General features: G+C 68.3%; 20 protein-coding genes and 1 tRNA gene. 19 read left to right on the forward strand and 2 right to left on the reverse strand.

Annotated elements, in window-relative coordinates; all coding sequences use genetic code 11:
• Window positions 1-85: 85 nt before the first annotated feature.
• Window positions 86-2512, reverse strand: coding sequence for a TonB-dependent receptor plug domain-containing protein (locus tag VGU65_RS00905; RefSeq protein WP_327472275.1), 2427 nt, complete (start codon window positions 2510-2512; stop codon window positions 86-88).
• Window positions 2513-2727: 215 nt separating this feature from the next.
• Between VGU65_RS00905 and VGU65_RS00910 the strand changes: the two genes are divergently transcribed.
• The 19 genes from VGU65_RS00910 (at window position 2728) to ltaE (ending at window position 19213) form a co-directional block, all read left to right on the forward strand.
• Window positions 2728-3027, forward strand: coding sequence for an FmdB family zinc ribbon protein (locus tag VGU65_RS00910; RefSeq protein ID WP_327472276.1), 300 nt, complete (start codon window positions 2728-2730; stop codon window positions 3025-3027).
• Between the two features lie 228 nt (window positions 3028-3255).
• Window positions 3256-5010 carry an aspartate--tRNA ligase gene (gene aspS / locus VGU65_RS00915; RefSeq protein WP_327472277.1) on the forward strand — a complete coding sequence of 585 codons (1755 nt, stop codon included), beginning with the start codon at window positions 3256-3258 and terminating at the stop codon, window positions 5008-5010.
• A gap of 95 nt (window positions 5011-5105) precedes the next feature.
• Window positions 5106-5738, forward strand: coding sequence for an esterase/lipase family protein (locus tag VGU65_RS00920; RefSeq protein WP_327472278.1), 633 nt, complete (start codon window positions 5106-5108; stop codon window positions 5736-5738).
• A gap of 77 nt (window positions 5739-5815) precedes the next feature.
• A complete protein-coding gene (locus tag VGU65_RS00925; protein WP_327472279.1) occupies window positions 5816-6538 on the forward strand; it encodes a YebC/PmpR family DNA-binding transcriptional regulator in 723 nt (240 codons plus the stop codon).
• Between the two features lie 85 nt (window positions 6539-6623).
• Window positions 6624-7142, forward strand: a complete 519-nt coding sequence (gene ruvC, locus VGU65_RS00930) for a crossover junction endodeoxyribonuclease RuvC (protein WP_327472342.1) — start codon at window positions 6624-6626, stop codon at window positions 7140-7142.
• Complete coding sequence (gene ruvA / locus VGU65_RS00935) at window positions 7139-7738, forward strand: Holliday junction branch migration protein RuvA (RefSeq protein ID WP_327472280.1); 600 nt, start codon at window positions 7139-7141, stop codon at window positions 7736-7738. The genes ruvC and ruvA overlap by 4 nt, the downstream gene beginning before the upstream one ends.
• A 10-nt stretch (window positions 7739-7748) precedes the next feature.
• Window positions 7749-9659, forward strand: a complete 1911-nt coding sequence (locus tag VGU65_RS00940; RefSeq protein WP_327472281.1) for a potassium transporter Kup — start codon at window positions 7749-7751, stop codon at window positions 9657-9659.
• 68 nt (window positions 9660-9727) lie between these two features.
• A complete protein-coding gene (gene ruvB, locus VGU65_RS00945; protein ID WP_327472282.1) occupies window positions 9728-10774 on the forward strand; it encodes a Holliday junction branch migration DNA helicase RuvB in 1047 nt (348 codons plus the stop codon).
• 141 nt (window positions 10775-10915) lie between these two features.
• Window positions 10916-11332 (forward strand): tol-pal system-associated acyl-CoA thioesterase, encoded by a 417-nt coding sequence (gene ybgC, locus VGU65_RS00950; protein WP_327472283.1) that lies wholly within the window; start codon window positions 10916-10918, stop codon window positions 11330-11332.
• 22 nt (window positions 11333-11354) lie between these two features.
• On the forward strand, window positions 11355-12041 hold the full coding sequence (gene tolQ / locus VGU65_RS00955) for a protein TolQ (protein ID WP_327472284.1): 687 nt from the start codon (window positions 11355-11357) through the stop codon (window positions 12039-12041).
• 18 nt (window positions 12042-12059) lie between these two features.
• Entirely contained in the window at window positions 12060-12509 is a 450-nt protein-coding gene (tolR, locus tag VGU65_RS00960) for a protein TolR (protein WP_327472343.1), read from the forward strand.
• Window positions 12496-13437: a cell envelope integrity protein TolA gene (gene tolA / locus VGU65_RS00965; protein WP_327472285.1), complete on the forward strand. Its 942-nt coding sequence runs from the start codon at window positions 12496-12498 to the stop codon at window positions 13435-13437. The genes tolR and tolA overlap by 14 nt, the downstream gene beginning before the upstream one ends.
• Window positions 13438-13444: 7 nt before the next feature.
• Window positions 13445-14761, forward strand: a complete 1317-nt coding sequence (gene tolB / locus VGU65_RS00970) for a Tol-Pal system beta propeller repeat protein TolB (RefSeq protein WP_327472286.1) — start codon at window positions 13445-13447, stop codon at window positions 14759-14761.
• 255 nt (window positions 14762-15016) lie between these two features.
• Window positions 15017-15523 carry a peptidoglycan-associated lipoprotein Pal gene (gene pal, locus VGU65_RS00975; protein ID WP_327472287.1) on the forward strand — a complete coding sequence of 169 codons (507 nt, stop codon included), beginning with the start codon at window positions 15017-15019 and terminating at the stop codon, window positions 15521-15523.
• The gene (ybgF, locus tag VGU65_RS00980) at window positions 15523-16389 is read left to right on the forward strand and encodes a tol-pal system protein YbgF (RefSeq protein ID WP_327472288.1); all 867 of its coding nucleotides are present in this window, start codon (window positions 15523-15525) and stop codon (window positions 16387-16389) included. Before pal ends, ybgF begins: the two co-directional genes overlap by 1 nt.
• Window positions 16390-16417: 28 nt before the next feature.
• The gene (gene queE / locus VGU65_RS00985; protein WP_327472344.1) at window positions 16418-17083 is read left to right on the forward strand and encodes a 7-carboxy-7-deazaguanine synthase QueE; all 666 of its coding nucleotides are present in this window, start codon (window positions 16418-16420) and stop codon (window positions 17081-17083) included.
• Window positions 17084-17230: 147 nt separating this feature from the next.
• Window positions 17231-17920, forward strand: coding sequence for a 7-cyano-7-deazaguanine synthase QueC (gene queC, locus VGU65_RS00990; RefSeq protein ID WP_327472289.1), 690 nt, complete (start codon window positions 17231-17233; stop codon window positions 17918-17920).
• An 88-nt stretch (window positions 17921-18008) separates the two neighbouring features.
• Window positions 18009-18084 (forward strand) — tRNA-Lys (locus VGU65_RS00995).
• 106 nt (window positions 18085-18190) lie between these two features.
• Window positions 18191-19213 (forward strand): low-specificity L-threonine aldolase, encoded by a 1023-nt coding sequence (ltaE, locus tag VGU65_RS01000; protein WP_327472290.1) that lies wholly within the window; start codon window positions 18191-18193, stop codon window positions 19211-19213.
• Window positions 19214-19511: 298 nt separating this feature from the next.
• Here the strand turns inward: ltaE and VGU65_RS01005 are convergent, their stop codons facing one another.
• The gene (locus VGU65_RS01005; protein ID WP_327472291.1) at window positions 19512-20750 is read right to left on the reverse strand and encodes a polyhydroxyalkanoate depolymerase; all 1239 of its coding nucleotides are present in this window, start codon (window positions 20748-20750) and stop codon (window positions 19512-19514) included.
• Window positions 20751-20770: the final 20 nt, after the last annotated feature.

Below are 20770 nucleotides of genomic sequence, written 5' to 3' on the forward strand. Positions count from 1 at the left end.
TCGCGGAAATGACGCCGGGGTTCCTTGAACGTCCCCGCTTGAGCGAAAGTCCCAGCCCCACCCCGCCGGGAGCCGGGCTGGGAACTTACCAGCTGTAGCGCACCTTGCCGTACACGTACGTGCCGTTGAAGCCGAACGGCGAGAACACCGTGTAGGGCAGGGTGCCGTTGTTGTCGTTGGCGGGGATCACGCGGTTGGGGTAGGCGCCGAACAGGTTGTCGGCGCCCAGGGTGAAGGCCCAGCGGTCCAGCGTGTAGTTGAGCGCCAGGTCGAACACCCACTTGGGATCGAACCTCTGGTCCAGCGCCGCGTTGGTCGAGTTGTACGAGGTGAAGCTGCCGTAGCGCGTCAGCGTGCTGTCCAGGCTCCAGGCGCCGTTGGTGTAGAGCCAGTTGAAGATCAGCTTGTTGCGCGGCGTGGTGTCGGCCAGCAGGCCGTACTGGTCGCGCCGGTCGATGCGCCTGAAGCTCACGCCCAGGGCATCGAGCACGGCCGGGTTGGGTCGCACGTCGGTCACCCTGTTCTGGTTGTAGTTGTAGCTGACCGTGCTGTGCAGCGTGGCGCCGTCGCCGACGTCGAACAGGTAGCTGGCCACCAGGTCGATGCCGCGGGTGCGCGTGTCCACCGCGTTGGTGAAGTAGGAGATGCCGCTGAAGTTGGTGTTGGCGATGCCGTTGGCGGCCAGGTAGTCGCGCACCGCGGGCGAGGTGGTGGAGATGGTGCTCGACAGCGTGATGCGGTCGCGGATCCTGATCTGGTAGACGTCGGCGCTCAGGTCCAGCCCTTGCGCCGGACTCCACACCGCGCCGAAGGTCAGGTTGCGCGACTTCTCGGGCTTGAGCGGCTCGCCGCCCAGCAGCACCGCGATCGGGCTGGTCGAGGACACCAGGCCGGTGTTGTAGATCCCGGCCGGCAGGCCCAGCGAATTGCCGGCGCCGAAGTACAGCGATGACGTGTATGAGTAGAACTGCTGCGCCAGCGACGGCGCGCGGAAGCCGGTCGAGGCGCTGCCGCGCAGGGCGAAGCTGTCGGTGAAGTCGAAGCGGCCGGCCAGGGCGCCGGAGGTGGTGGTGCCGAAGTCCGAATAGTCCTCGTGGCGCACCGCGAGCGAGGTGCCCAGGCGGTCGGTGAGGTTGGTCTCCAGGCTCACGTACTCGGCCACGTCGTGGCGGGCATGCGAGCCCGCGTTGGCCGGCTGGTAGCCACCGAAGCCCTGCGCGCCGCCGGAGCGGCCGGAGTTGCCGGTGTAGTACGAGGGCAGGTCTCCGGCGCGGATCTGGTAGCTCTGGCGCAGGTACTCGGCCCCGAAGGCGAGCGTCACGTCGTTGGGCAGCCAGCCAACCGACAGATCCTTGGCGACATCCACGTCCAGCGACTGCTGCGCGGCATCCAGGATGCCGTCGTGGAAGCGCGTGGGCGTGGTGCCGAAGTCGTTGAGATAGGCGCGGTTGAGTGAGTTGGAGGTGGCATAGGAGACGCGGTTGCCGCCGTAGTTGCCCGAGACGTCCCAGCGCCAGCCGCCGGTCGTCTTGCCGCGGATGCCCGCCACCAGCGAGCGGTCGGTGGAGTCGGCGTTCTCCAACGGCAGGTAGCCATTGGGATAGAGCGCGGGCACCGAGTTGGCGTTGGACAGGTTGCGGAAGAACGCCGGCGAGACGGTCCGGCGCCGCCCGAAGTGGCCGAAGGCATAGAGCTGCGCCGCGGGCGAGAGGTCGTACTGCGCGTTGAGCATCAGGTTGTGGTCGGTCACCGCCGGGTCACCGTAGCGCTGGGTGACGCCCTCCTGCGGCCGCGTGCGGTTGGGACCGGCGTGGTTGGTGTAGTCCTGGTGGCCGTCCTGCACGGTGAAACGCGCCCAGCCGTTCTCGCCCAGCGGCACGCCGGCGTTGGCGGTGCCCTGCCACTGGCGGCCGTCGCCGGCGGAGTACCGGCCGCCGGAAAGCGACACGTCGCCGCCTTGCGCGCCCTTCTTGAGCACGATGTTGATCACGCCGGCGATGGCATCGGAACCGTACTGCGCCGAGGCACCGTCGCGCAGCACCTCGATGTGGTCGATCGCGTCGATCGGGATGGTGTTGAGGTCCACCGCCTGCGAGCCGCGGCCCAGCACGCCGTTGGTCAGGATGATCGCGCCCGGGTGCCAGCGCTTGCCGTCGACCAGCACCAGCACCTGGTCTGGCGAGAGGCCGCGCAATTGCGCGGGGCGCTGCGAGTCGGCGGTGTCCGCGGCGGACGGGCGCGGGAAGGTGAGCGAGGGGATCACCCGCGCCAGCGCGGTGGAGAGTTCGGAGGTGCCGGTCTGCTTGAGCAGGTTGGCCGAGACCACGTCCACCGGCGTGAGCGAACTGCTCTCGGTGCGGTTGTCCGCGCGCGTGCCGGTGACGATCACGGTGCCCAGGTTCTTGGCCTTCTTCGCCGCCGGAGCGCTGTCCTGGGCGTGGGCGGCGGAACAGGCGAGCAGCACCGCAGCGGGAATGAGTGCAAGGCGGGGAAGGGCGCGGGATTGCTTCACGGAAAACTCCTGTAATGCGAGGGGGCGATCGGGCCGACGGGCTATGGTCCAGGCGGGATGCCGTGTGGCCTTGCGTTGGGTCGCGGCAGGCTACTCCGCGCGGCTGGCCGCTGCCAAGGCGTGTGCGATGGAAACGCGCCGTTGAAATTGCGACGGGCGACTCGATAATGCGCCAAGCCGTTTTGTGGGGCGTCCTGTCCGGAGTTGTACGAGCCATGCCCATCTACGAGTTCGAATGCGTCCAGTGCGGACACCGTTTCGACCGCCTGCAGAAACTTTCCGATCCCGATCCTTCCAGCTGTCCCGCTTGCGAGGCGCCGCGCGTGCAACGCAAAGTGAGTGCGCCCTCGTTCCGCCTCGCCGGCAGCGGCTGGTACGAAACCGACTTCAAGAAGGACGGCGACAAGAAGCGCAACCTGGCCGGCGACGGCGAGGCCAAGGCCGCTTCCCCGGCTCCGGCCCCGGCTCCCGCGCCGGCTGCCGAGAGCAAGCCCTCCGCCGCCAGCGGGGACTGAACGCGCGGCGCTTAGGCTCCCAGCTCGCGTCGCTTGCTCGGCGTGAACGGTTTTTCCCGGAGCCGCTCGTCCTGAGCGCAGGCCGCGGCCGCACGCGGACAGCGGCCGCGTCGGGGTGGCCGATGAAGCCTAAGGGACATGGCGAGGGGCGCATCGATGGCTGCGGCCGATGCTAAAATCGCACGTTCGCACGTCCATCTGCATCGAGCCCCCGGAGTTTCCCTTCCTATGCGCACGCACTACTGCGGCCTCATCGACGAGTCGCTGGTCGGCCAGACCGTCACCCTGTGCGGTTGGGTCAACACGATCCGCCTGCAGAGCCACGTCGCCTTCGTCGACCTGCGCGATCACGAGGGGCTTGCCCAGGTGGTGGTCGAGCGCGAGAACGCCGGCGCCTTCGCGGTGGCGGGCGAGGTCGGCAACGAGTACTGCCTGAAGGTCACCGGCACGATCCGCAAACGCCTGTCGGTCAACGACAAGCTCAAGACCGGCACGGTGGAGCTGCTGGCCGACACGGTCGAGGTGCTCAACGCGGCCAAGGACCTGCCGTTCGCGCTGCACGAGAACCCCAACGAGGACCTGCGGATGACCTACCGCTACCTCGACCTGCGCCGGCCGGAGATGCAGGCGATGATGCGCCGGCGCATCAAACTGGTGCAGGCGCTGCGCCGCTACCTCGACGCGCGCGGCTTCCAGGACATCGAGACGCCGATCCTGACCAAGGCCACGCCCGAGGGCGCGCGCGACTATCTGGTGCCCAGCCGCGTGCATGCGGGCCAGTTCTACGCGCTGCCGCAGTCGCCGCAGCTGTTCAAGCAGATCCTGATGATGGCCGGCTTCGACCGCTACTACCAGATCGCCCGCTGCTTCCGCGACGAGGACCTGCGCGCCGACCGCCAGCCGGAATTCACCCAGCTCGACCTGGAGTTCGCCTTCGTCGAAGAGCAGGACGTGCAGGACTTCGTCGAGGCGATGATCCGCCACGTGTTCAAGGAAGTGGTGGACGTCGAGCTGGACGCCACGTTCCCGCGCATGACCTACGCCGAGGCCATGCGCCGCTTCGGTTCGGACAAGCCGGACCTGCGCATTGCGCTGGAGCTCGTTGACGTGGCCGACGCGCTCAAGGGCGTGGAGTTCAAGGTGTTCGCCGAACCGGCCAACGATCCGGCCGGCCGCGTGGCCGCGTTGCGCGTGCCGGGCGGCTCGTCGTTCTCGCGCAAGGACATCGACGGCCTGACCGAGTACGTCGCCAAGTACGGCGCGAAGGGCCTCGCCTGGATCAAGGTCGAGGATCGCGCCAAGGGCCGCGAGGGCCTGAGCTCGCCCGTGGCCAAGTTCCTGGACGACGCGGCGCTGGAGGGGGTGCTGGCCGCCGTCGGCGCGCAGACCGGCGACATCGTGTTCGTCGGCGCCGGCAAGTGGAAGACCGTGTCGGACTTCATGGGCGCGCTGCGCCTGAAGGTCGGCAAGGACCGCGGCTTGGTCGAGACCGGCTGGAAGCCGCTGTGGGTCACCGACTTCCCGATGTTCGAGTACGACGAGCAGGAGCAGCGTTACGTCGCCCTGCATCATCCTTTTACCGCGTCCAAGGTCGACGACATTGCCGATCTGAAGGCCAACGCCGCCACCGCGGTCAGCCGCGGCTACGACATGGTCCTGAACGGCAACGAGATCGGCGGCGGATCGATCCGCATCCACCGGCCGGAGATGCAGAGCGCGGTGTTCGAGCTGCTCGGCATCGGCGCGGAGGAGGCGCAGGCCAAGTTCGGCTTCCTGCTCAAGGCGCTCAAGTTCGGCGCGCCGCCGCACGGCGGCCTGGCCTTCGGCATCGACCGCATCGCCGCGCTGATGGCCGGCACCGAATCGATCCGCGACGTGATCGCCTTCCCCAAGACCACCAGCGCGCAGGACCTGATGACCGACGCTCCCTCGCCGGTGGCCGAGGCGCAGCTGAAGGAACTCCACGTCAAGGTGGCCGGCTGACGCCGGTGGCGTAGGGTAAGCTCGGATCCACCTTGCGGCCCTGGCGCGAGTCCCCATGGCGGGCTGAAGCCAACCCTACGACCGGCTGCGAATTCATGCCCGACCAGATCATCCTGCTGCACGGCCTGTGGATGCGCGGCTTCGCACTGGCCCTGCTGCACAAGCGGATGGCCGAAGCGGGCTTCGCGGTCGACCGTTTCGACTACATGAGCGTGGTGGCGACGCAGGAGCGCATCGTCGAGCGCCTGCATGCGCATATGCAGCGCTACGGATCCGGGCCGGTGCACCTGGTCGGCCACAGCCTGGGCGGCCTGCTCGCGCTGCAGGCCTGCCGGGAAGCCGCCGGACTGCCGCCCGGGCGCATCGTCTGCCTCGGCTCGCCGCTCAAGGGCAGCGCCGCGGCGCGCGGGTTCGCCGGCTTCGGGCAGGGCGGCGAGGCGTTGCTGGGCCACAGCCGCGAGTTGCTCGAGCACGGCCTGGAACGATGGGAGGGCGAGCGCGAGGTGGGCATGATCGCCGGCCGCGTGCCGATCGGCCTGGGCGCCATGCTGGCGCACATGGAGGGTGCGCACGACGGCACCGTGGCGGTGGCCGAGACGCAGCTGCCTGGCCTCGCCGACCACTGCGTGATCGAGACCAGCCACACGGGCCTGCTGCTGTCGGCCGAGGCGGCGCGCCAGGTGGCGCATTTCCTGCGCGAGGGCCGTTTCGAGCGGGCCGACGGCTGAGTCGTTCGGGCGTTTGTCGGGGCCACGCCGGGTTGGGGTAAAATCGCCCGCTTGTCCATTGTTCAGGTTTTCCCGCCATGGGTAGAGGCCCGTCCATCGAAGGCCGCAAGAACGCCGAGGACGCCAAGCGCGCCAAGGTGTTCACCAAGCTGATCCGCGAAATCACCGTCGCCACCCGTGCCGGCGTGGCCGATCCGGCCGCCAACCCGCGCCTGCGGGCGGCGGTGGACAAGGCGCTGTCGGCCAACATGACCAAGGACACCATCGAACGCGCGATCAAGCGCGGCTCCGGTGCCGAGGGTGGCGGCGAGGAACTGCGCTACGAGGGCTACGGCCCCGGCGGCGTGGCCATGATCATCGAGTGCTTCACCGACAACCCCACCCGCACCGTGGCCGACGTGCGCCATGCGTTGACCAAGCACGGCGGCAACCTGGGCACTTCCGGTTCGGTGGCCTTCCAGTTCACCCGTTGCGGCGAGCTCACCTTCGCCACCGGCGGCGACGAGGCGGCCGAGGAGAAGGTGCTGGAAGCGGCGCTGGAAGCGGGCGCCGACGACGTGGTCAACGAGCATGGCGAGAGCACGGTGGTCTGCGCGCCGGAAAACTTCGAAGCGGTGCAGCAGGCGCTGGCCGATGCCGGCCTGGTCGCGCTGCACGCGGGCGTGGGCATGCGCGCGAACAACCGCGTCGCGGTGCCGGAGGACGTGCTCGAGCCCCTCACCGACCTGCTCGAGCGCCTCGACGCGCTGGACGACGTGAGCGAGGTCTACCACAACGCCCTGTTGCCGAGCGATGGCTAGCAAGGCTGACTGGGAGCAGGGCGCAGGGAACGGGAAGCACGCGGATCTCGCAGGATCCCCGTCTGCCTTTTCCCGCCCTGCGTCCATCACCCGCATCCTTGGCATCGACCCCGGCAGCCAGCGCACCGGCTTCGGGATCATCGACGTCGACGCGGCGGGCAAGCTCACCCACGTGTGCCACGGGGCAGTGGCGGTGGCGGGCGAGGACACCTTCCCGCTGCGCCTGAAACGCATCTTTGACGAGCTGGCGGCGATCGTCGAAAGCCACCGGCCGGCCGAATGCGGCATCGAGCGGGTGTTCATGGCGCGCAACCCCGATTCGGCGCTGAAGCTCGGCCAGGCGCGTGGCGCGGCGATCTGCGCGGTGGCGGCCCGGGGCCTTGCAGTGCATGAATACGCGCCCACCGAAATCAAGCAGGCCGTGGTCGGAAGCGGCCGCGGCGACAAAAGCCAGGTGCAGCACATGATCGGCGTGCTGCTCGGCCTCAAGGGGCCGCTGCAGCCCGACGCGGCCGACGCGCTGGCGATCGCGGTAACCCATGCGCACACGCGCGCGAGCCTCGCGCGCGTGGGCATTCCCCGCACGGCCTGGAGACGGCGATGATCGGACGACTGCGCGGCATCCTGGTCTCCAAGCAGCCGCCCTGGCTGCTGGTGGACGTGGGCGGCGTCGGCTACGAGCTGGAGGCGCCGATGTCCACCATCTACGACCTGCCGCCCACGGGCAAGGAAGTCACCCTGCTCACCCACCATGCGGTGAAGGAGGACAGCGTCGCGCTGTACGGCTTCCTGCACGAGGCCGAGCGGGCGCTGTTCCGCAACCTGCAGAAGGTCTCCGGCATCGGCGCCAAGATCGCGCTGGCGGTGCTCTCGGGGGTGTCGACGAACGATTTCGCCCGGCTGGTGCAGGCGGGGGACGTCGTGGCGCTGACCAAGATCCCGGGCATCGGCAAGAAGACCGCCGAGCGCATCGTGGTCGAACTGCGGGACCGCGTGGAGGGCCTGGGCGTGGTTCTGCCGGGCGCCTCCGGCCGGAACGGCGGCGCGCCGCTGGACCCGGCCGGCGAAGCCGCCGTGGCCCTGCAGCAGCTCGGCTACAAGCCCGCCGAGGTGGCGCGGCTGGTGCAGAAGGTCACGGCCGAGGGCGACGACGCCGAGGCGATCATCCGCAAGGCCCTGCGCGCCGCGCTGGGTGCCTGAAGCGAAGAGCATGAACGATACATCCCGTAACGACGAGCGCGCCGGCGCCGAGCAGCTGCACGGCGCCAGGAGTGCGCTGATCCTGGGCGCCATCGGCGTGGTGTTCGGCGACATCGGCACCAGCCCGCTGTACACCCTGGGCGAGGTGTTCCGTCCGGAATACGGCCTGCATCCGTCCGAAAACACGGTGCTGGGCGTGCTCTCGCTGGTCACCTGGGCGCTGATCACGGTGGTGGCGATCAAGTACGTCAGTCTGGTGATGCGCGCCGACAACCGCGGCGAGGGCGGCATCATGGCGCTGATGACGCTGGCCCAGCGCGCGGTCGGTGGCTCGCCCGCGGCGCGCCGCGTGGTGATGCTGATGGCGCTGCTCGGAGCGGCGCTGTTCTTCGGTGACGGCGTGATCACGCCATCGATCTCGGTGCTGTCGGCCGTCGAGGGCCTGGAAGTGATGGCGCCGGCGCTGCAGCGCTGGGTGGTGCCGCTGGCGGTGCTGGTGCTGCTGTTCCTGTTCTGGCTGCAGCGGCACGGTACGGCCAAGGTTGGCGCGCTGTTCGGGCCGGTGATGGCGCTGTGGTTCGTGGCATTGGCGGCGGTGGGCCTGTGGAACATCGTCCAGTCGCCGGACGTGCTCAAGGCGCTGTCGCCATGGTACGCGGTGCGTTTCTTCGCCTCCCACGGCACCATCTCCTTCGTCGCGCTGGGCGCGGTGGTGCTGTGCGTGACCGGTGCCGAGGCGCTGTACACCGACATGGGCCATTTCGGGCGCTTCCCGATCCGTGCGGCCTGGTTCGGCTTCGTGCTGCCGGCGCTGCTGCTCAACTACTACGGCCAGGGCGCGCTGTTGCTGCACGAGCCCAAGGCCGCGGCCAATCCGTTCTTCCACGCGGTGCCGGACTGGGCCGGCTATCCGATGATCGCGCTGGCCACGGCGGCGGCGGTGATCGCCTCGCAGGCGGTGATCTCCGGCGCGTTCTCGGTGACGCGCCAGGCGATCCAGCTCGGCTTCGTGCCGCGCATGCAGGTGGTGCACACCTCGCGCGAGGCGATCGGGCACATCTTCCTGCCCTGGGTGAACCGGGCGCTGATGGTGATGGTGATCCTCACCGTGGTCGGCTTCGGTTCCTCCAAGGCGCTGGGCGGCGCCTACGGCATCGCGGTGACCGGCACGATGGCGATCGACACCTTGCTGGTGATGCTGGTGGCCTGGCGCATGTGGAAGTGGAGCCTGGCGGCGGTGATCCCGCTGGCGCTTGCGCTGCTGTGCGTGGACTTGGCCTTCTTCGGCGCCAATACGCTGAAGATCCCCGATGGCGGCTGGTTCCCGCTGGTGCTCGGGCTGTTCCTGTTCGCCATCATGACCACCTGGCGGCGCGGCCGTGAACTGGTGGTGCGCGAGATCAAGCAGGGCGGTCTGGCGCTGGCGCCATTCATCGCCAATATGGCCGAGCACCCGCCGCTGCGCGTGCCCGGCACGGCGGTGTTCCTCACCGCCAACCAGCACGCAGTGCCGCACGCGCTGCTGCACAACCTCAAGCACAACAAGGTACTGCACGAGCGCAACGTGATGTTGACCGTGCAGATCCTGGAAACGCCGGTAGCCGAGGCGGACGAGCGCATCGAGATCACGCCCATGGAAGGTCAGTTCTATGGGCTGGAACTGCGCTTCGGTTTCGCCGAGGACCCGAACATCCCGCAGGCGCTGTCGCTTTGCAGCCGCGCCGGGCTCAGCTTCGACCTGATGGACACCACCTTCTTCCTCTCGCGCGAGACCATCGTCGCCGACGTGCGCCGCCCCGGGATGGCGCCGTGGCGGGACAAGCTGTTCGCCTTCCTTGCGCGCAATGCGCTGCCGGCCACCGCGTTCTTCCAGATTCCCGGCAATCGGCTGATCGAACTGGGCGCGCAGGTCGAGATCTAGGCCCCTCTCCCATGGCCCGCGCCGGGGGAGAGGGCAAAAGCAGCGCGCCGTGCTGCCATAATCCCCGCATGACTGAAGCGCGCATCATCACTCCCGCCGCCCAGCTCGACGACGAGGCGCTGGAGGCGTCCATCCGCCCGAAGCGCTTGGACGACTACCTGGGTCAGCAGGCGGTGCGCGAGCAGCTGTCGATCTACATCGAGGCGGCCAGGCGGCGTGGCGGCGCGCTGGACCACGTGCTGATCTTCGGGCCACCGGGCCTGGGCAAGACCACGCTTTCCCACGTGATCGCCAACGAACTGGGCGTCAACATCCGTTCGACTTCCGGGCCCGTGCTGGAGCGCGCTGGCGATCTGGCTGCGCTGCTGACGAACCTCGAGAAGAACGATGTGTTGTTCGTGGACGAGATCCATCGCCTTTCGCCGGTGGTGGAGGAGGTGCTCTATCCGGCGCTGGAGGACTTCCAGATCGACATCATGATCGGCGAGGGTCCGGCCGCACGCTCGATCAAGCTGGACCTGCCGCCCTTCACGCTGATCGGCGCGACCACGCGCGCTGGCCTGCTTACGGCGCCCCTGCGCGACCGCTTCGGCATCGTGCAGCGGCTGGAGTTCTATTCGCCCGGCGAGCTCACCGCCATCGTGCGTCGCTCTGCGCGCATCCTGGGCATCGAGTGCGAGGCCGAGGGCGCGGCCGAGATCGCCCACCGCTCGCGCGGCACCCCGCGCATCGCCAACCGCCTGCTGCGCCGCGTGCGCGACTACGCCGAGGTGCGCGCCGGCGGCAGGATCACCCGCGAGGCGGCGCAGGCGGCGATGGACATGCTGAAAGTGGATGCCGAAGGCTTCGATGAACTGGACCGGCGCATGCTCGCCACGATCATCGAGAACTTCGACGGCGGTCCGGTGGGGGTGGAATCCCTGGCTGCCGCGCTGTCGGAGGACCGCGGTACGCTGGAGGACGTGGTCGAGCCCTACCTGATCCAGCAGGGGTTCCTGGTCCGCACCGCGCGCGGACGCATGGCCAGCGCCAAAGCCTGGCGGCACCTGGGACGCAACCCGCCGCCGCGGCAGGCGATGGTCGGCGACATGTTCGGTGACGGCGTGGAAGGCTGAGGCACGGCTCGCCCATCCGCACGGCAGGCAACGTCCCCCGCGGGGAAAGGGTCGGCGGCTGTCGGCGTCCCTTCCTCCGTTCCCACGGGGCCGTGCCAGAGGCGGGCGCCCTCGCGAGCAAATTCACTACACGGATCCGACATGTCCACAGCCCCCTTCACCTGGCCCGTTCGCGTCTACTGGGAAGACACCGATGCCGGCGGCGTGGTCTACCACGCCAGCTACCTGCGCTTTTTCGAGCGCGCCCGCAGCGAGTGGCTACGGGCCCAGGGCGTGGACCAGCTGGCCTTCAAGGAGGCCACCGGCCTGGCCTTCATGGTCCGCTCGATGGAGCTCGATTTCCTGCGTCCGGCCCTGCTGGATGATGAACTGTCGGTGACGGTCGCCATCCAAGAATGGCGCGCAGCCAGTATCCTGTTCGGTCAAGCGATCGGCCGGGCGGACGGCACGGAGCTGGTCCGCGCCCAGGTGCGAGTCGCCTGTGTGGACCTCCGCCGCATGCGCCCGGCACCGATCCCGGCCGACCTCATCCCCGGCCTCGACCCCTCTAAGACCTGAGCATGCGGAGAACCCCCAAGCCATGAACGGTGGATTGAACATTTTCAAGCTGGTTGCCGAGGCCAGCCTGCCCGTGCAGCTGGTGATGCTGCTCTTGCTGGTGTTCTCCTTCCTGTCGTGGGTCATCATCATCCGCAAGTACTCGCAGATGAAGGCGGCGACGGAAAACGCCGAGGCGTTCGAGGAGCGCTTCTGGTCGGGCGGCGACCTGGCGGGCCTGTTTCGCGAGGTCAGTGGGCGCCATGCCGACAACGGCGGCCTGGAGACCATCTTCGAATCGGGCTTTCGCGAGTTCGCGCGCCAGCGCCAGCGCAAGACGCACGACATGCGCATCGTGATGGAAGGCACCGAGCGGGCCATGCGGGTGGCCGGCACGCGCGAGATCGGCCTGCTCGAGCGCAACCTGGAATTCCTCGCCAACGTCGGCTCGATCAGCCCCTACGTGGGCCTGTTCGGTACCGTGTGGGGCATCATGGGCGCCTTCCAGGGCCTGGGCGAGGTCAAGGACGTGACCATCGCGGTGGTCGCCCCGCACATCTCCGAGGCGCTGATCGCCACCGCCATGGGCCTGTTCGCCGCTATCCCGGCGGTTTGGGCGTACAACCGATACGCCAACAAGGTCGAGCGCGTGGCTTCGCGCTACGAGGTGTTCCAGGAGGAGTTCTCCTCCGTGCTGCAGCGGCAGATCCAGACCGAAGAAACGGTCTGACGGGGCGACGCCATGGCCATGCGAAACGCCGCGCGCCACAAGCGCATGAAGCTCAAGTCCGAGATCAACGTCGTGCCGTACATCGACGTGATGCTCGTGCTGCTGATCATCTTCATGGTCACCGCGCCGATGTTGAACGCCAACGTCGACGTCAACCTGCCGCAGGCCAACGCCAAGTCGCTGGCCGACAAGAAGAACCCGGTGATCGTCTCGGTCGGCGCCGACGGCAGCCTGTTCCTGACCCTGGAAGGGGCCAAGAAGGAGCCGGTCGACGTCGCCACCCTGCAGGCCAAGGTCGGCGCCTTCGTCAAGGCCAATCCGGACATCAGCGTGCTGGTGGCCGGTGACCGCGAGGGCAAGTACGAAGGCGTCTACCAGGTGCTGGCCGATCTGCAGCAGGCCGGCGTCAGCAAGGTCGGCCTGATGAGCCAGCCGCAGGGCGCGGGCGCGGGCGATGCGCGAAAATAAGGGCACTTCCGCGGCGGTCATCCTTTCCGCCGTACTGCACCTGGGCATCGTCGGCTTCCTCGCGCTGGCGATCGTGCCGTGCTCGTTCTACGAAAGCCTGTTCAGCGCGCTGCACCTGCCGGCGAGCTGGAACCCGATCACCTGCGCCAAGCCGCTCCAGCTGCAAGGCCCGGTCATCGAGGCCACGCTGATCGGCCCCACCGGCGCGCCGCCGCCCAAGCCGGTCAAGAACGCCAAGCGCGAGCCGACCACGCCGCCCCCGCCCAGCGTGCCGCCGCCACAGGTGCAGACGCCGCCCCCGCAGATCAAGACGCTGCCGCCGCCGCCGGAACATCCGGACGTGGTCGACCAGGAAAAGGTCGTTGCAGATGCCCTGCAGAAGGCCGAGGACGCCAAGAAGGAGCAGGAAGAAAAGCAGCGCCAGCGCCAGGCCGAGCTGGACGCGCAGGCGGCCAAGAAGAAGGAAGAGCAGAAAAAGCAGCTCGACGAGATGTTCGCCAAGCTGGACGCCGCTGCGGCGGCCCGCCAGAAGCTGGAAAACAAGGCCAAGCAGGCCAAGCAGCAGATGGAGGACCTGAAGAACGCGCAGGACAACGGCCAGGCCGACCTTCCCAACGCGGCACAGCGTCAGACCGGCAACAACGCCCAAAACAGCTCGCTCTCCGACCAGTATGCAGCGGCCATTCAGAATGCGGTCACGCCCAACTGGTTACGTCCGGATAACATGCCGGATGTTCCGTGCGTCGTGCACATCGTGCAGCTGCCCGGCGGCGACGTGATGAGCGCCAAGGTCGATTCGAGCTGTCCTTACGACGACGCTGGCAAGCGCTCCATCGAGAATGCCGTGCTGCGCACCAAAACCTTGCCCTACAAGGGCTTCGAGAGCGTTTTCCAGCGCGAAATCACGCTTACCTTCCGGCCGCAGTGAGTCATTCATGCGCAAACTGAAATCGCTCTTGTCCCTGGCCGCCGTGTGCCTGGTGGCCCTTCTTGCCGCCGCACCGGCGGGTGCGCAGTCACTGAACGTCGACATCGTCGGCGGCCTGAAGACCGCCACGCCGATCGTCGTGGTGCCGTTCGCGCAAGCAGGCGCGCCGCTGCCCACCGACGTGGCCGACGTGATCCGCAACGATTTCAACCGCTCGGGCAAGTTCCGCGCGCTGGCCAAGAGCGAGATCGTCGAGTCGCCCTCGCGCGGCGCGGACATCAAGTTCGCCACCTGGCGGTTGCTCAAGCAGGACTACATCACCGTCGGGCGCATCAGCGACGCCGGCGGCGGCCTGCTCAAGGTCGAGTACGAGCTGTGGGACGTCAACAAGCAGCAGAACCTGCTGGCGCAGTCCTATACCGCTCCGGCGGGCGACCTGCGTGGCGTGGCCCACCAGATCGCCGACGCGATCTACCAGAAGATCACTGGCGTGCGCGGCGCGTTCTGGACCCGCATCGCCTACGTCACCGCCGTCGGCCTGGGCAACAACACCACCTACTCGCTGATCGTGGCCGATTCTGACGGCTACAACCCGCAGGTGGTGGCTCGCTCGCGCGAGTCGCTGTTGTCGCCGGCCTGGTCGCCGGACGGCAAGAAGATCGCCTATGTCTCCTTCGAGAGCGGCAACTCGCAGGTCTACATCCAGGACATCACCACCGGCTCGCGCCAGCTGATCGCCGCGCACAAGAAGGGCATCAACGGCGCGCCGGCCTGGTCGCCGGACGGCGGCAAGCTGGCGGTGTCGCTCTCCTTCGTGGGCAACCCGGAGGTCTACGTGATCGACATGGCCAGCCGCCGCGAGACGCGCCTGACCAACAGCCTGTCGATCGACACCGAGCCGACCTGGGCGCCGGACGGCCAGAGCATCTACTTCACCTCCGACCGTTCCGGCCGGCCGCAGATCTACCAGATGCCCGCCACCGGCGGCTCGCCCACCCGCATCAGCTTCCAGGGCCAGAACAACGCCAACGCCGACGTCAGCTACGACGGCAAGCAGATCGCGATGGTGCAGGGCAACGGGAACGTGTATCGTATTGCCATTATGGATCGCAGTCTGGGTGGGCAGGTGCGTTTCATCTCGCCCGGCCCGATTGACGACTCCCCGAGCTTCGCACCGAACGCCAGCATGCTGTTGTACGCGGCCACGGAAGGACGCCGCGGCGTGCTGTATGCCGTTTCGGCCGATGGCCAGGTCCGTCAACGTCTCGTGCTGTCCGACGGCGACGTACGCGAACCGGCCTGGGGCCCATACCGGCAGCGTTGAGTTTTATTTTCCGCTGGGCGCCAACGTGCCCGGCGGAACGCCCATGGAATGGGCCGAAACGACGCTTCGGCGTCATTTCGCTTCTGGCGGGCGCCTCCAAAGGCGTTGGCCAATCGGTCGTCAGGGGCCTTGGGCGCCTGGCCCGCAGCAGTACCAAGCGTCACACAACAAGCCGGACCACCGGCGACCAACACCCCGAAACCGCAATCGTCATTGACTGTCGGAACTCAAACCCGTTTTGAAGGAACATCACCCATGAATAAGACCGCTCGCGTCGCCCTGGTCGCCCTGCTCTGCGTTGGCGCGGCCGCTTGCTCCAAGAAGCAGGAAGTCAAGCCGCAGCCCCAGCCGGAGCAGGCTCCGGTCACCCAGCCGGCGCAGACCAACAACAAGTACACCCCGGCCGACCTGGATACCGACGCTTGCCTGCGTCAGCGCGTCGTGTACTTCGATTTCGACAAGACCGAGATCAAGCCGGAGTTCCAGCAGATCATGGCGTGCCACGCCAAGTACCTGCAGGACCGTCCGGAATCGCACATCCGTCTGGAAGGCAACACCGACGAGCGCGGCACCCGCGAGTACAACCTGGGTCTGGGCGAGCGCCGCGGCAATGCCGTGTCCGATGCCCTGCAGGCGAACGGCGGCCAGGCCAGCCAGCTCGAAGTGATCTCCTACGGCAAGGAAAAGCCGGTGTGCCGTGAGCACAACGAGGATTGCTGGAGCAAGAACCGCCGCGTCGAGATCGTCTACACGGCGAAGTAATGAAGACCGCACTGGCTAAGCAGTTCAAGGCCAGGCTCGGCATGGCGGGCGCGATCGCGTCCGCCATGCTTTTTGCCGTCCCGGTCCTGGCACAGGACTCCCGCCTCAGCCTCGCCGACCGCGTGTCGCGGCTCGAGCAGCAGGCCCAGGCGCAGAACCAGGGCGGCACCGGCATGGTCAACCAGGTGCAGCAGCTGCAGGCGCAGGTGCAGCAGTTGCAGGGCCAGGTCGAGGAACTGCAGCATCAGCTGCAGGACATGCAAGACAAGAGCAAGGCGCAGTACATCGACCTCGATTCGCGGCTGGGCCGCCTCGAGGGCAAGGGCGCCGGCACGAATACTCCCGCCGCGGGCCCTGGCGCTCCGGCTTCCTCTGGTTCGGCCGCCAGTGCGCCGGCGCCGGGCAATGCGGCGCCTTCCACCGCCGCCGCGCCCGCCGGCGCGGGCAGCAGCGCACCTGCCACGGCTCCCGATGCCGCCTCGCAGGCCGCCTACGACGCCGCCTTCAAGGCGTTGCGTGCGGGCGACTACGCCCAGGCCTCGCGCGGCTTCCGTGGCTTCATCCAGCAGTACCCGAACAACAGCCTCACGCCCAACGCCTGGTACTGGCTGGGCGAGTCGTACTACGTGACCATGAACTACCCGGTGGCGTTGGAGGCCTTCCAGCGGCTGCTCTCGCAGTTCCCGCAGAGCGAGAAGGCGCCCGACGCGCTGCTCAAGGTCGGCTACAGCCAGCTCGAGCTCAAGCAGACCGATGCCGGCAAGGCCACGCTGCAATCGGTCACCAGCAAATACCCCAGTTCCCGCGCCGCCAGCCTGGCGCAGGAACGCCTGCGCCGACTGCAGCTGCAATCGGCGATCCGCTGAGGCGGTCGTGAGCAGTACCGACGCGGGCATGGCGCCCGTCGTGCCGGCGCCGGCCGAGCGCCTGCGCATCACCGAGATCTTCCATTCGATCCAGGGCGAAGCCGACGCGATCGGCTGGCCCACCGTGTTCGTGCGCCTGACCGGCTGCCCGCTGCGCTGCGTCTGGTGCGACACCGAGTACTCCTTCCACGGCGGCCAGTGGCACGACATCGACGATATCCTCGCCGAGGTGGCACGGCACGGCGCGCGCCACGTCTGCGTGACCGGCGGTGAGCCGTTGGCGCAGAAGCGCTGCCTGATCCTGCTGCGCCGGCTGTGCGACGCCGGCTACGAGGTATCGCTGGAAACCTCCGGCGCGCTGGACGTGTCCGCCGTCGATCCGCGCGTGCGCAAGGTGATGGACCTGAAGGCGCCCGGTTCGGGCGAATGCGGGCGCAACCTGTGGGCCAATCTCGATCACTTGTTGCAGCACGACCAGGTGAAGATCGTCATTGCCAGCCGTGCCGACTACGAATGGGCGCGCGGCGTGGTCGCCGAGCACGCGCTGGAGCGGCGCTGCATGGTGCTGTTCTCGCCGGTACACGGCGCGGTGCAGCCCCGTGAACTGGCCGAATGGATCCTCCAGGACCGCCTGCCCGTGCGCTTCCAGCTCCAACTGCACAAGCTGCTCTGGAACGACGCGCCGGGTCACTGAGATTGCTTCTCCTGCCGATGGGCGGGGCTGTGCGTCTTCATCGCACGTGCCCACGTTCGAGGCGGAAGTAGCCGCCATACGCGCCGTGGCCTGTGTCGCCGCGTGCGCCTTCCGGCCGGCGACCGGCCGCATGCAAGGAACCGTTTCATGTCCCATCCCAACCCACGCAAGGCTGTCGTGCTCGTTTCCGGCGGCATGGATTCGGCCGTCACTCTCGCCATCGCGCGCGAGCAGGGCTTCACCGTGCACTCGCTCAGCGTCGCCTATGGCCAGCGCCACGGGTCCGAACTGGAAGCGGCCGGGCGCGTTGCCCGCTCGCTCGGCGCGGCCGAGCACAAGACCGTGCAGGTGGACCTGCGCAGCATCGGCGGTTCGGCGCTCACCGCCGACATCGACGTGCCGACCGATTCGGCCGACAGCGGCGAGGGCATCCCTGTCACCTACGTGCCCGCGCGCAACACCATCATGCTGTCGATCGCGCTGGGCTGGGCCGAGGTGCTCGGCGCCAGCGACATCTTCTGCGGCGTCAACGCGGTGGACTATTCCGGTTATCCCGATTGCCGGCCTGCCTTCATAGAGGCCTTCGAGCGCCTGGCGAACGTCGCCACCAAGGCCGCCGTCGAAGGCGCGTCCTTGCGCATCCATGCGCCGCTGATGCACATGAGCAAGGCCGACATCGCCCGCGAGGGCGGGCGCCTGGGCGTGGACTTCGCGCAGACGGTCAGCTGCTATCAGGCCGATCCGCAAGGCCGCGCCTGCGGCCACTGCGATGCCTGCCGCCTGCGTGCAGAGGGCTTCCGTAACGCCGGGCTTGCCGATCCGACCCGCTACGCCTGACACCTACGGCCGCACCCAAGCGCAGGCGAACCGCCGGTTTGCTTGTGCCATCGCGTACCAGCCCATAAAATCGACCGTTCGCCTCGATGGGTCGTTAGCTCAGTTGGTAGAGCAGTAGACTTTTAATCTATTGGTCCCGGGTTCGAGTCCCGGACGACCCACCATCCAACCCGCGGACCCTCGCGGGTTTTTTGTGCCCGCCGGCCAAGGCTTGCCACGCGCACGCCCTGGCGCGAAGCTGCGTTCTTTGCGGCGACGACGAGGTGGAATGTGGACTGGGTGGATCTGCGCAGCGACACGGTGACCAGGCCCACGCCCGCCATGCGCGCATCGATGCTCGACGCCCCGGTGGGCGACGACGTCTACGGCGAGGATCCGACCGTCAACGCGCTGCAGCAGCGCGTGGCCGCCGACCTCGGCTTCGAGGCGGCGCTGTTCGTGCCCAGCGGCACGCAGTCCAACCTGCTGGCGCTGATGTCGCACTGCGAGCGGGGCGATGAATACCTCGTCGGCATGGACGCGCACACCTACAAGTTCGAGGGCGGCGGTGCGGCTGTGCTCGGTTCTATCCAGCCGCAGCCGATCGTGCAGGACGCCGACGGCAGCCTGCCGCTGGACCGCGTGGCGCCGGCGATCAAGCCGGTCGACCCGCATTTCGCCCGCACGCGCCTGCTCGCCCTGGAGAACACTTGGCACGGCCGCGTGCTGCCGGCCGATTACCTGCGCGCCGCGCACGACTTCGCCCGCGAGCGGGGCCTCGCGCTGCACCTGGATGGCGCGCGGCTGTACAACGCGGCGGTTGCCTCCGGCGTGGCGGCGCGCGAGATCACCCGGCACTTCGACAGTGTGTCGGTGTGTCTCTCCAAAGGATTGGGCGCGCCGGTCGGGTCGGTGCTGGCCGGCTCGGCCGAGCTGGTGGACAAGGCGCGGCGCTGGCGCAAGGTGGCCGGCGGCGGCTGGCGCCAGGCCGGCATGCTGGCGGCGGCCGGCCTGCACGCGCTCGACCACCATGTGGCCCGGTTGGCCGACGACCATGCGCGCGCCGCCGCACTCGCCGCACGGCTTGCGCAGGTGTCCGGTCTGCGCGTGCTCGGCCAGCACACCAACATGGTCTTCGTCGAAGTGCCGGCCGAGCGCCTGCGCGAACTGGACGTCCATCTGCAGCGATCGCGCATCCGCATCAGCATCGGCTACCTGCCGACGCTCAGACTGGTCACCCACCTGGACGTGGACGACGCCGGTGTCGAGCGCACGGCGCAGGCGTTCGCCGGCTTCTTTGGTAGCGTGGTCTAGGCTGGGTTCCCCGGGGAAAGGGATTCCCTGAAACTGTCCCCTGCCGTGTCCGCCGTACCGGGATCGGGATCGGGCTCGGTCGGCAGGCCGGCCTCCAGCCAGTCAACGCCTGCCGGAGGCGCAAACCCCTTCGCCCCCGATCGGCGTCGGCCATCACCCGGCTGCCCGTGGGCGCGCCGGTGCTAGCCGGCAGCTGCGACCTCAAGGGACCATGTGGCTACTTCCACGTGCCGGCCGAGCGGCTACGCTGCAGGCCTTCGGCACGCTCGCCTGCAGCGGCGTCGCTGGCAGCACCGAATCAGGCGTTGGCGATAAAGTCGCGCACCTGCGGATAGACGATTTCGCGCCAGCGGCGGCCGCTGAAGATGCCGTAGTGGCCGGCGCCCTCGATCACCCTGTGCGCGTGCCGCTCGGCCGGGATGCCGGTACACAGCCCATGCGCCGCCTCGGTCTGGCCCAGGCCCGAGATGTCGTCCAGTTCGCCTTCGATGGTGAGCAGCGCGCTGCGCGTGATGGCGCCCGGGTTCACCCGCTCGCCGGCGACGTCCCACAGTCCGCGCGGCAGCAGGAACTGCTGGAACACCGTGCGGATGGTGTCCAGGTAGTAGCCGGCCGGCATGTCCAGCACGGCGTTGTACTCGTCGTAGAAGCGCCGGTGCGCCGCGGCGTCGTCCAGGTCGCCGCGCAGCAGGTCGAGATAGAAGTCCCAATGCGACGAGAGGTGGCGGCCCGGATTCATCGCGATGAAACCCGCGTGCTGCAGGAAGCCCGGATACACCTTGCGGCCACGCCCGGGGTAGTTGGCCGGCACGGTGTGGATCAGGTTCGATTCGAACCAGGACAGCGGCTGCTGGGTGGCCAGGTCGTTGACGCTGGTCGGGCTCTGGCGCGGATCGATCGGGCCGCCCATCATCACCAGGCTGCGGGGCGTTTCCTCGCCACGCGCGGCCATGAGGGAAACCGCCGCCAGCACCGGCACGGTCGGCTGGCACACCGAGATCACGTGCAGGTCGCGCGCCCCGATACGGCGGATGAACTGCTCCACGTAGCCGACGTAATCGTCCAGACGGAACATGCCCGCCTCGGCCGGCACCATGCGCGCGTCGATCCAGTCGGTGACGTAGACCTTGTGGTCGCGCAGCAGCGTGCGGACGGTATCGCGCAGCAGGGTGGCGTGATGGCCCGAGAGCGGCGCCACCACCAGCACCGCCGGCTGGCTGCGCATTCTCTCGAGGGTGGCCGGGTCGTCGCTGAAGCGCTTGAAGCGCTTCAGCTGGCAGAAGGGCAGTTCGAGCGCGGTCTGCTCCACCACCGCCACGGTCTGCCCGTGCGCCTGGATCTCATGGATGCCGAAGGCGGGCTTCTCGTAGTCCTTGCCGAGCCGGTACATGAGTTCGCAGCCGGCGGCCCAGCGCACGGCGCCGGGTACCTGCGACAGCAGGCTGCCCGGTTCGTTGAACATTTTCGCGCTGGCCTGCGCGAAGTAGCTCATCGGGCCCATGAAGGCGCGTTGCCACTCGTGGAGTTGGTAGAGCATGGGAGTCGACTGCCGTGGAA

The organism is Frateuria sp. (genome assembly GCF_035943815.1).
In the GTDB taxonomy this organism is placed as follows: Bacteria; Pseudomonadota; Gammaproteobacteria; order Xanthomonadales; family Rhodanobacteraceae; genus Frateuria_A.

Bases quoted from the DNA above. Each gene is read 5' to 3' on its own strand.
- ybgF (WP_327472288.1), top strand. From the start codon at position 15,523: ATGAAGACCGCACTGGCTAAGCAGTTCAAGGCCAGGCTCGGCATGGCG.
- tolR (WP_327472343.1), top strand. From the start codon at position 12,060: ATGCGAAACGCCGCGCGCCACAAGCGCATGAAGCTCAAGTCCGAGATC.
- queC (WP_327472289.1), top strand. From the start codon at position 17,231: ATGTCCCATCCCAACCCACGCAAGGCTGTCGTGCTCGTTTCCGGCGGC.
- pal (WP_327472287.1), top strand. From the start codon at position 15,017: ATGAATAAGACCGCTCGCGTCGCCCTGGTCGCCCTGCTCTGCGTTGGC.
- VGU65_RS01005 (WP_327472291.1), bottom strand. From the start codon at position 20,750: ATGCTCTACCAACTCCACGAGTGGCAACGCGCCTTCATGGGCCCGATG.
- VGU65_RS00910 (WP_327472276.1), top strand. From the start codon at position 2,728: ATGCCCATCTACGAGTTCGAATGCGTCCAGTGCGGACACCGTTTCGAC.
- ruvB (WP_327472282.1), top strand. From the start codon at position 9,728: ATGACTGAAGCGCGCATCATCACTCCCGCCGCCCAGCTCGACGACGAG.
- queE (WP_327472344.1), top strand. From the start codon at position 16,418: ATGGCGCCCGTCGTGCCGGCGCCGGCCGAGCGCCTGCGCATCACCGAG.
- tolA (WP_327472285.1), top strand. From the start codon at position 12,496: ATGCGCGAAAATAAGGGCACTTCCGCGGCGGTCATCCTTTCCGCCGTA.
- VGU65_RS00920 (WP_327472278.1), top strand. From the start codon at position 5,106: ATGCCCGACCAGATCATCCTGCTGCACGGCCTGTGGATGCGCGGCTTC.
- ruvA (WP_327472280.1), top strand. From the start codon at position 7,139: ATGATCGGACGACTGCGCGGCATCCTGGTCTCCAAGCAGCCGCCCTGG.
- tolQ (WP_327472284.1), top strand. From the start codon at position 11,355: ATGAACGGTGGATTGAACATTTTCAAGCTGGTTGCCGAGGCCAGCCTG.
- VGU65_RS00940 (WP_327472281.1), top strand. From the start codon at position 7,749: ATGAACGATACATCCCGTAACGACGAGCGCGCCGGCGCCGAGCAGCTG.
- VGU65_RS00925 (WP_327472279.1), top strand. From the start codon at position 5,816: ATGGGTAGAGGCCCGTCCATCGAAGGCCGCAAGAACGCCGAGGACGCC.
- aspS (WP_327472277.1), top strand. From the start codon at position 3,256: ATGCGCACGCACTACTGCGGCCTCATCGACGAGTCGCTGGTCGGCCAG.
- tolB (WP_327472286.1), top strand. From the start codon at position 13,445: ATGCGCAAACTGAAATCGCTCTTGTCCCTGGCCGCCGTGTGCCTGGTG.
- ybgC (WP_327472283.1), top strand. From the start codon at position 10,916: ATGTCCACAGCCCCCTTCACCTGGCCCGTTCGCGTCTACTGGGAAGAC.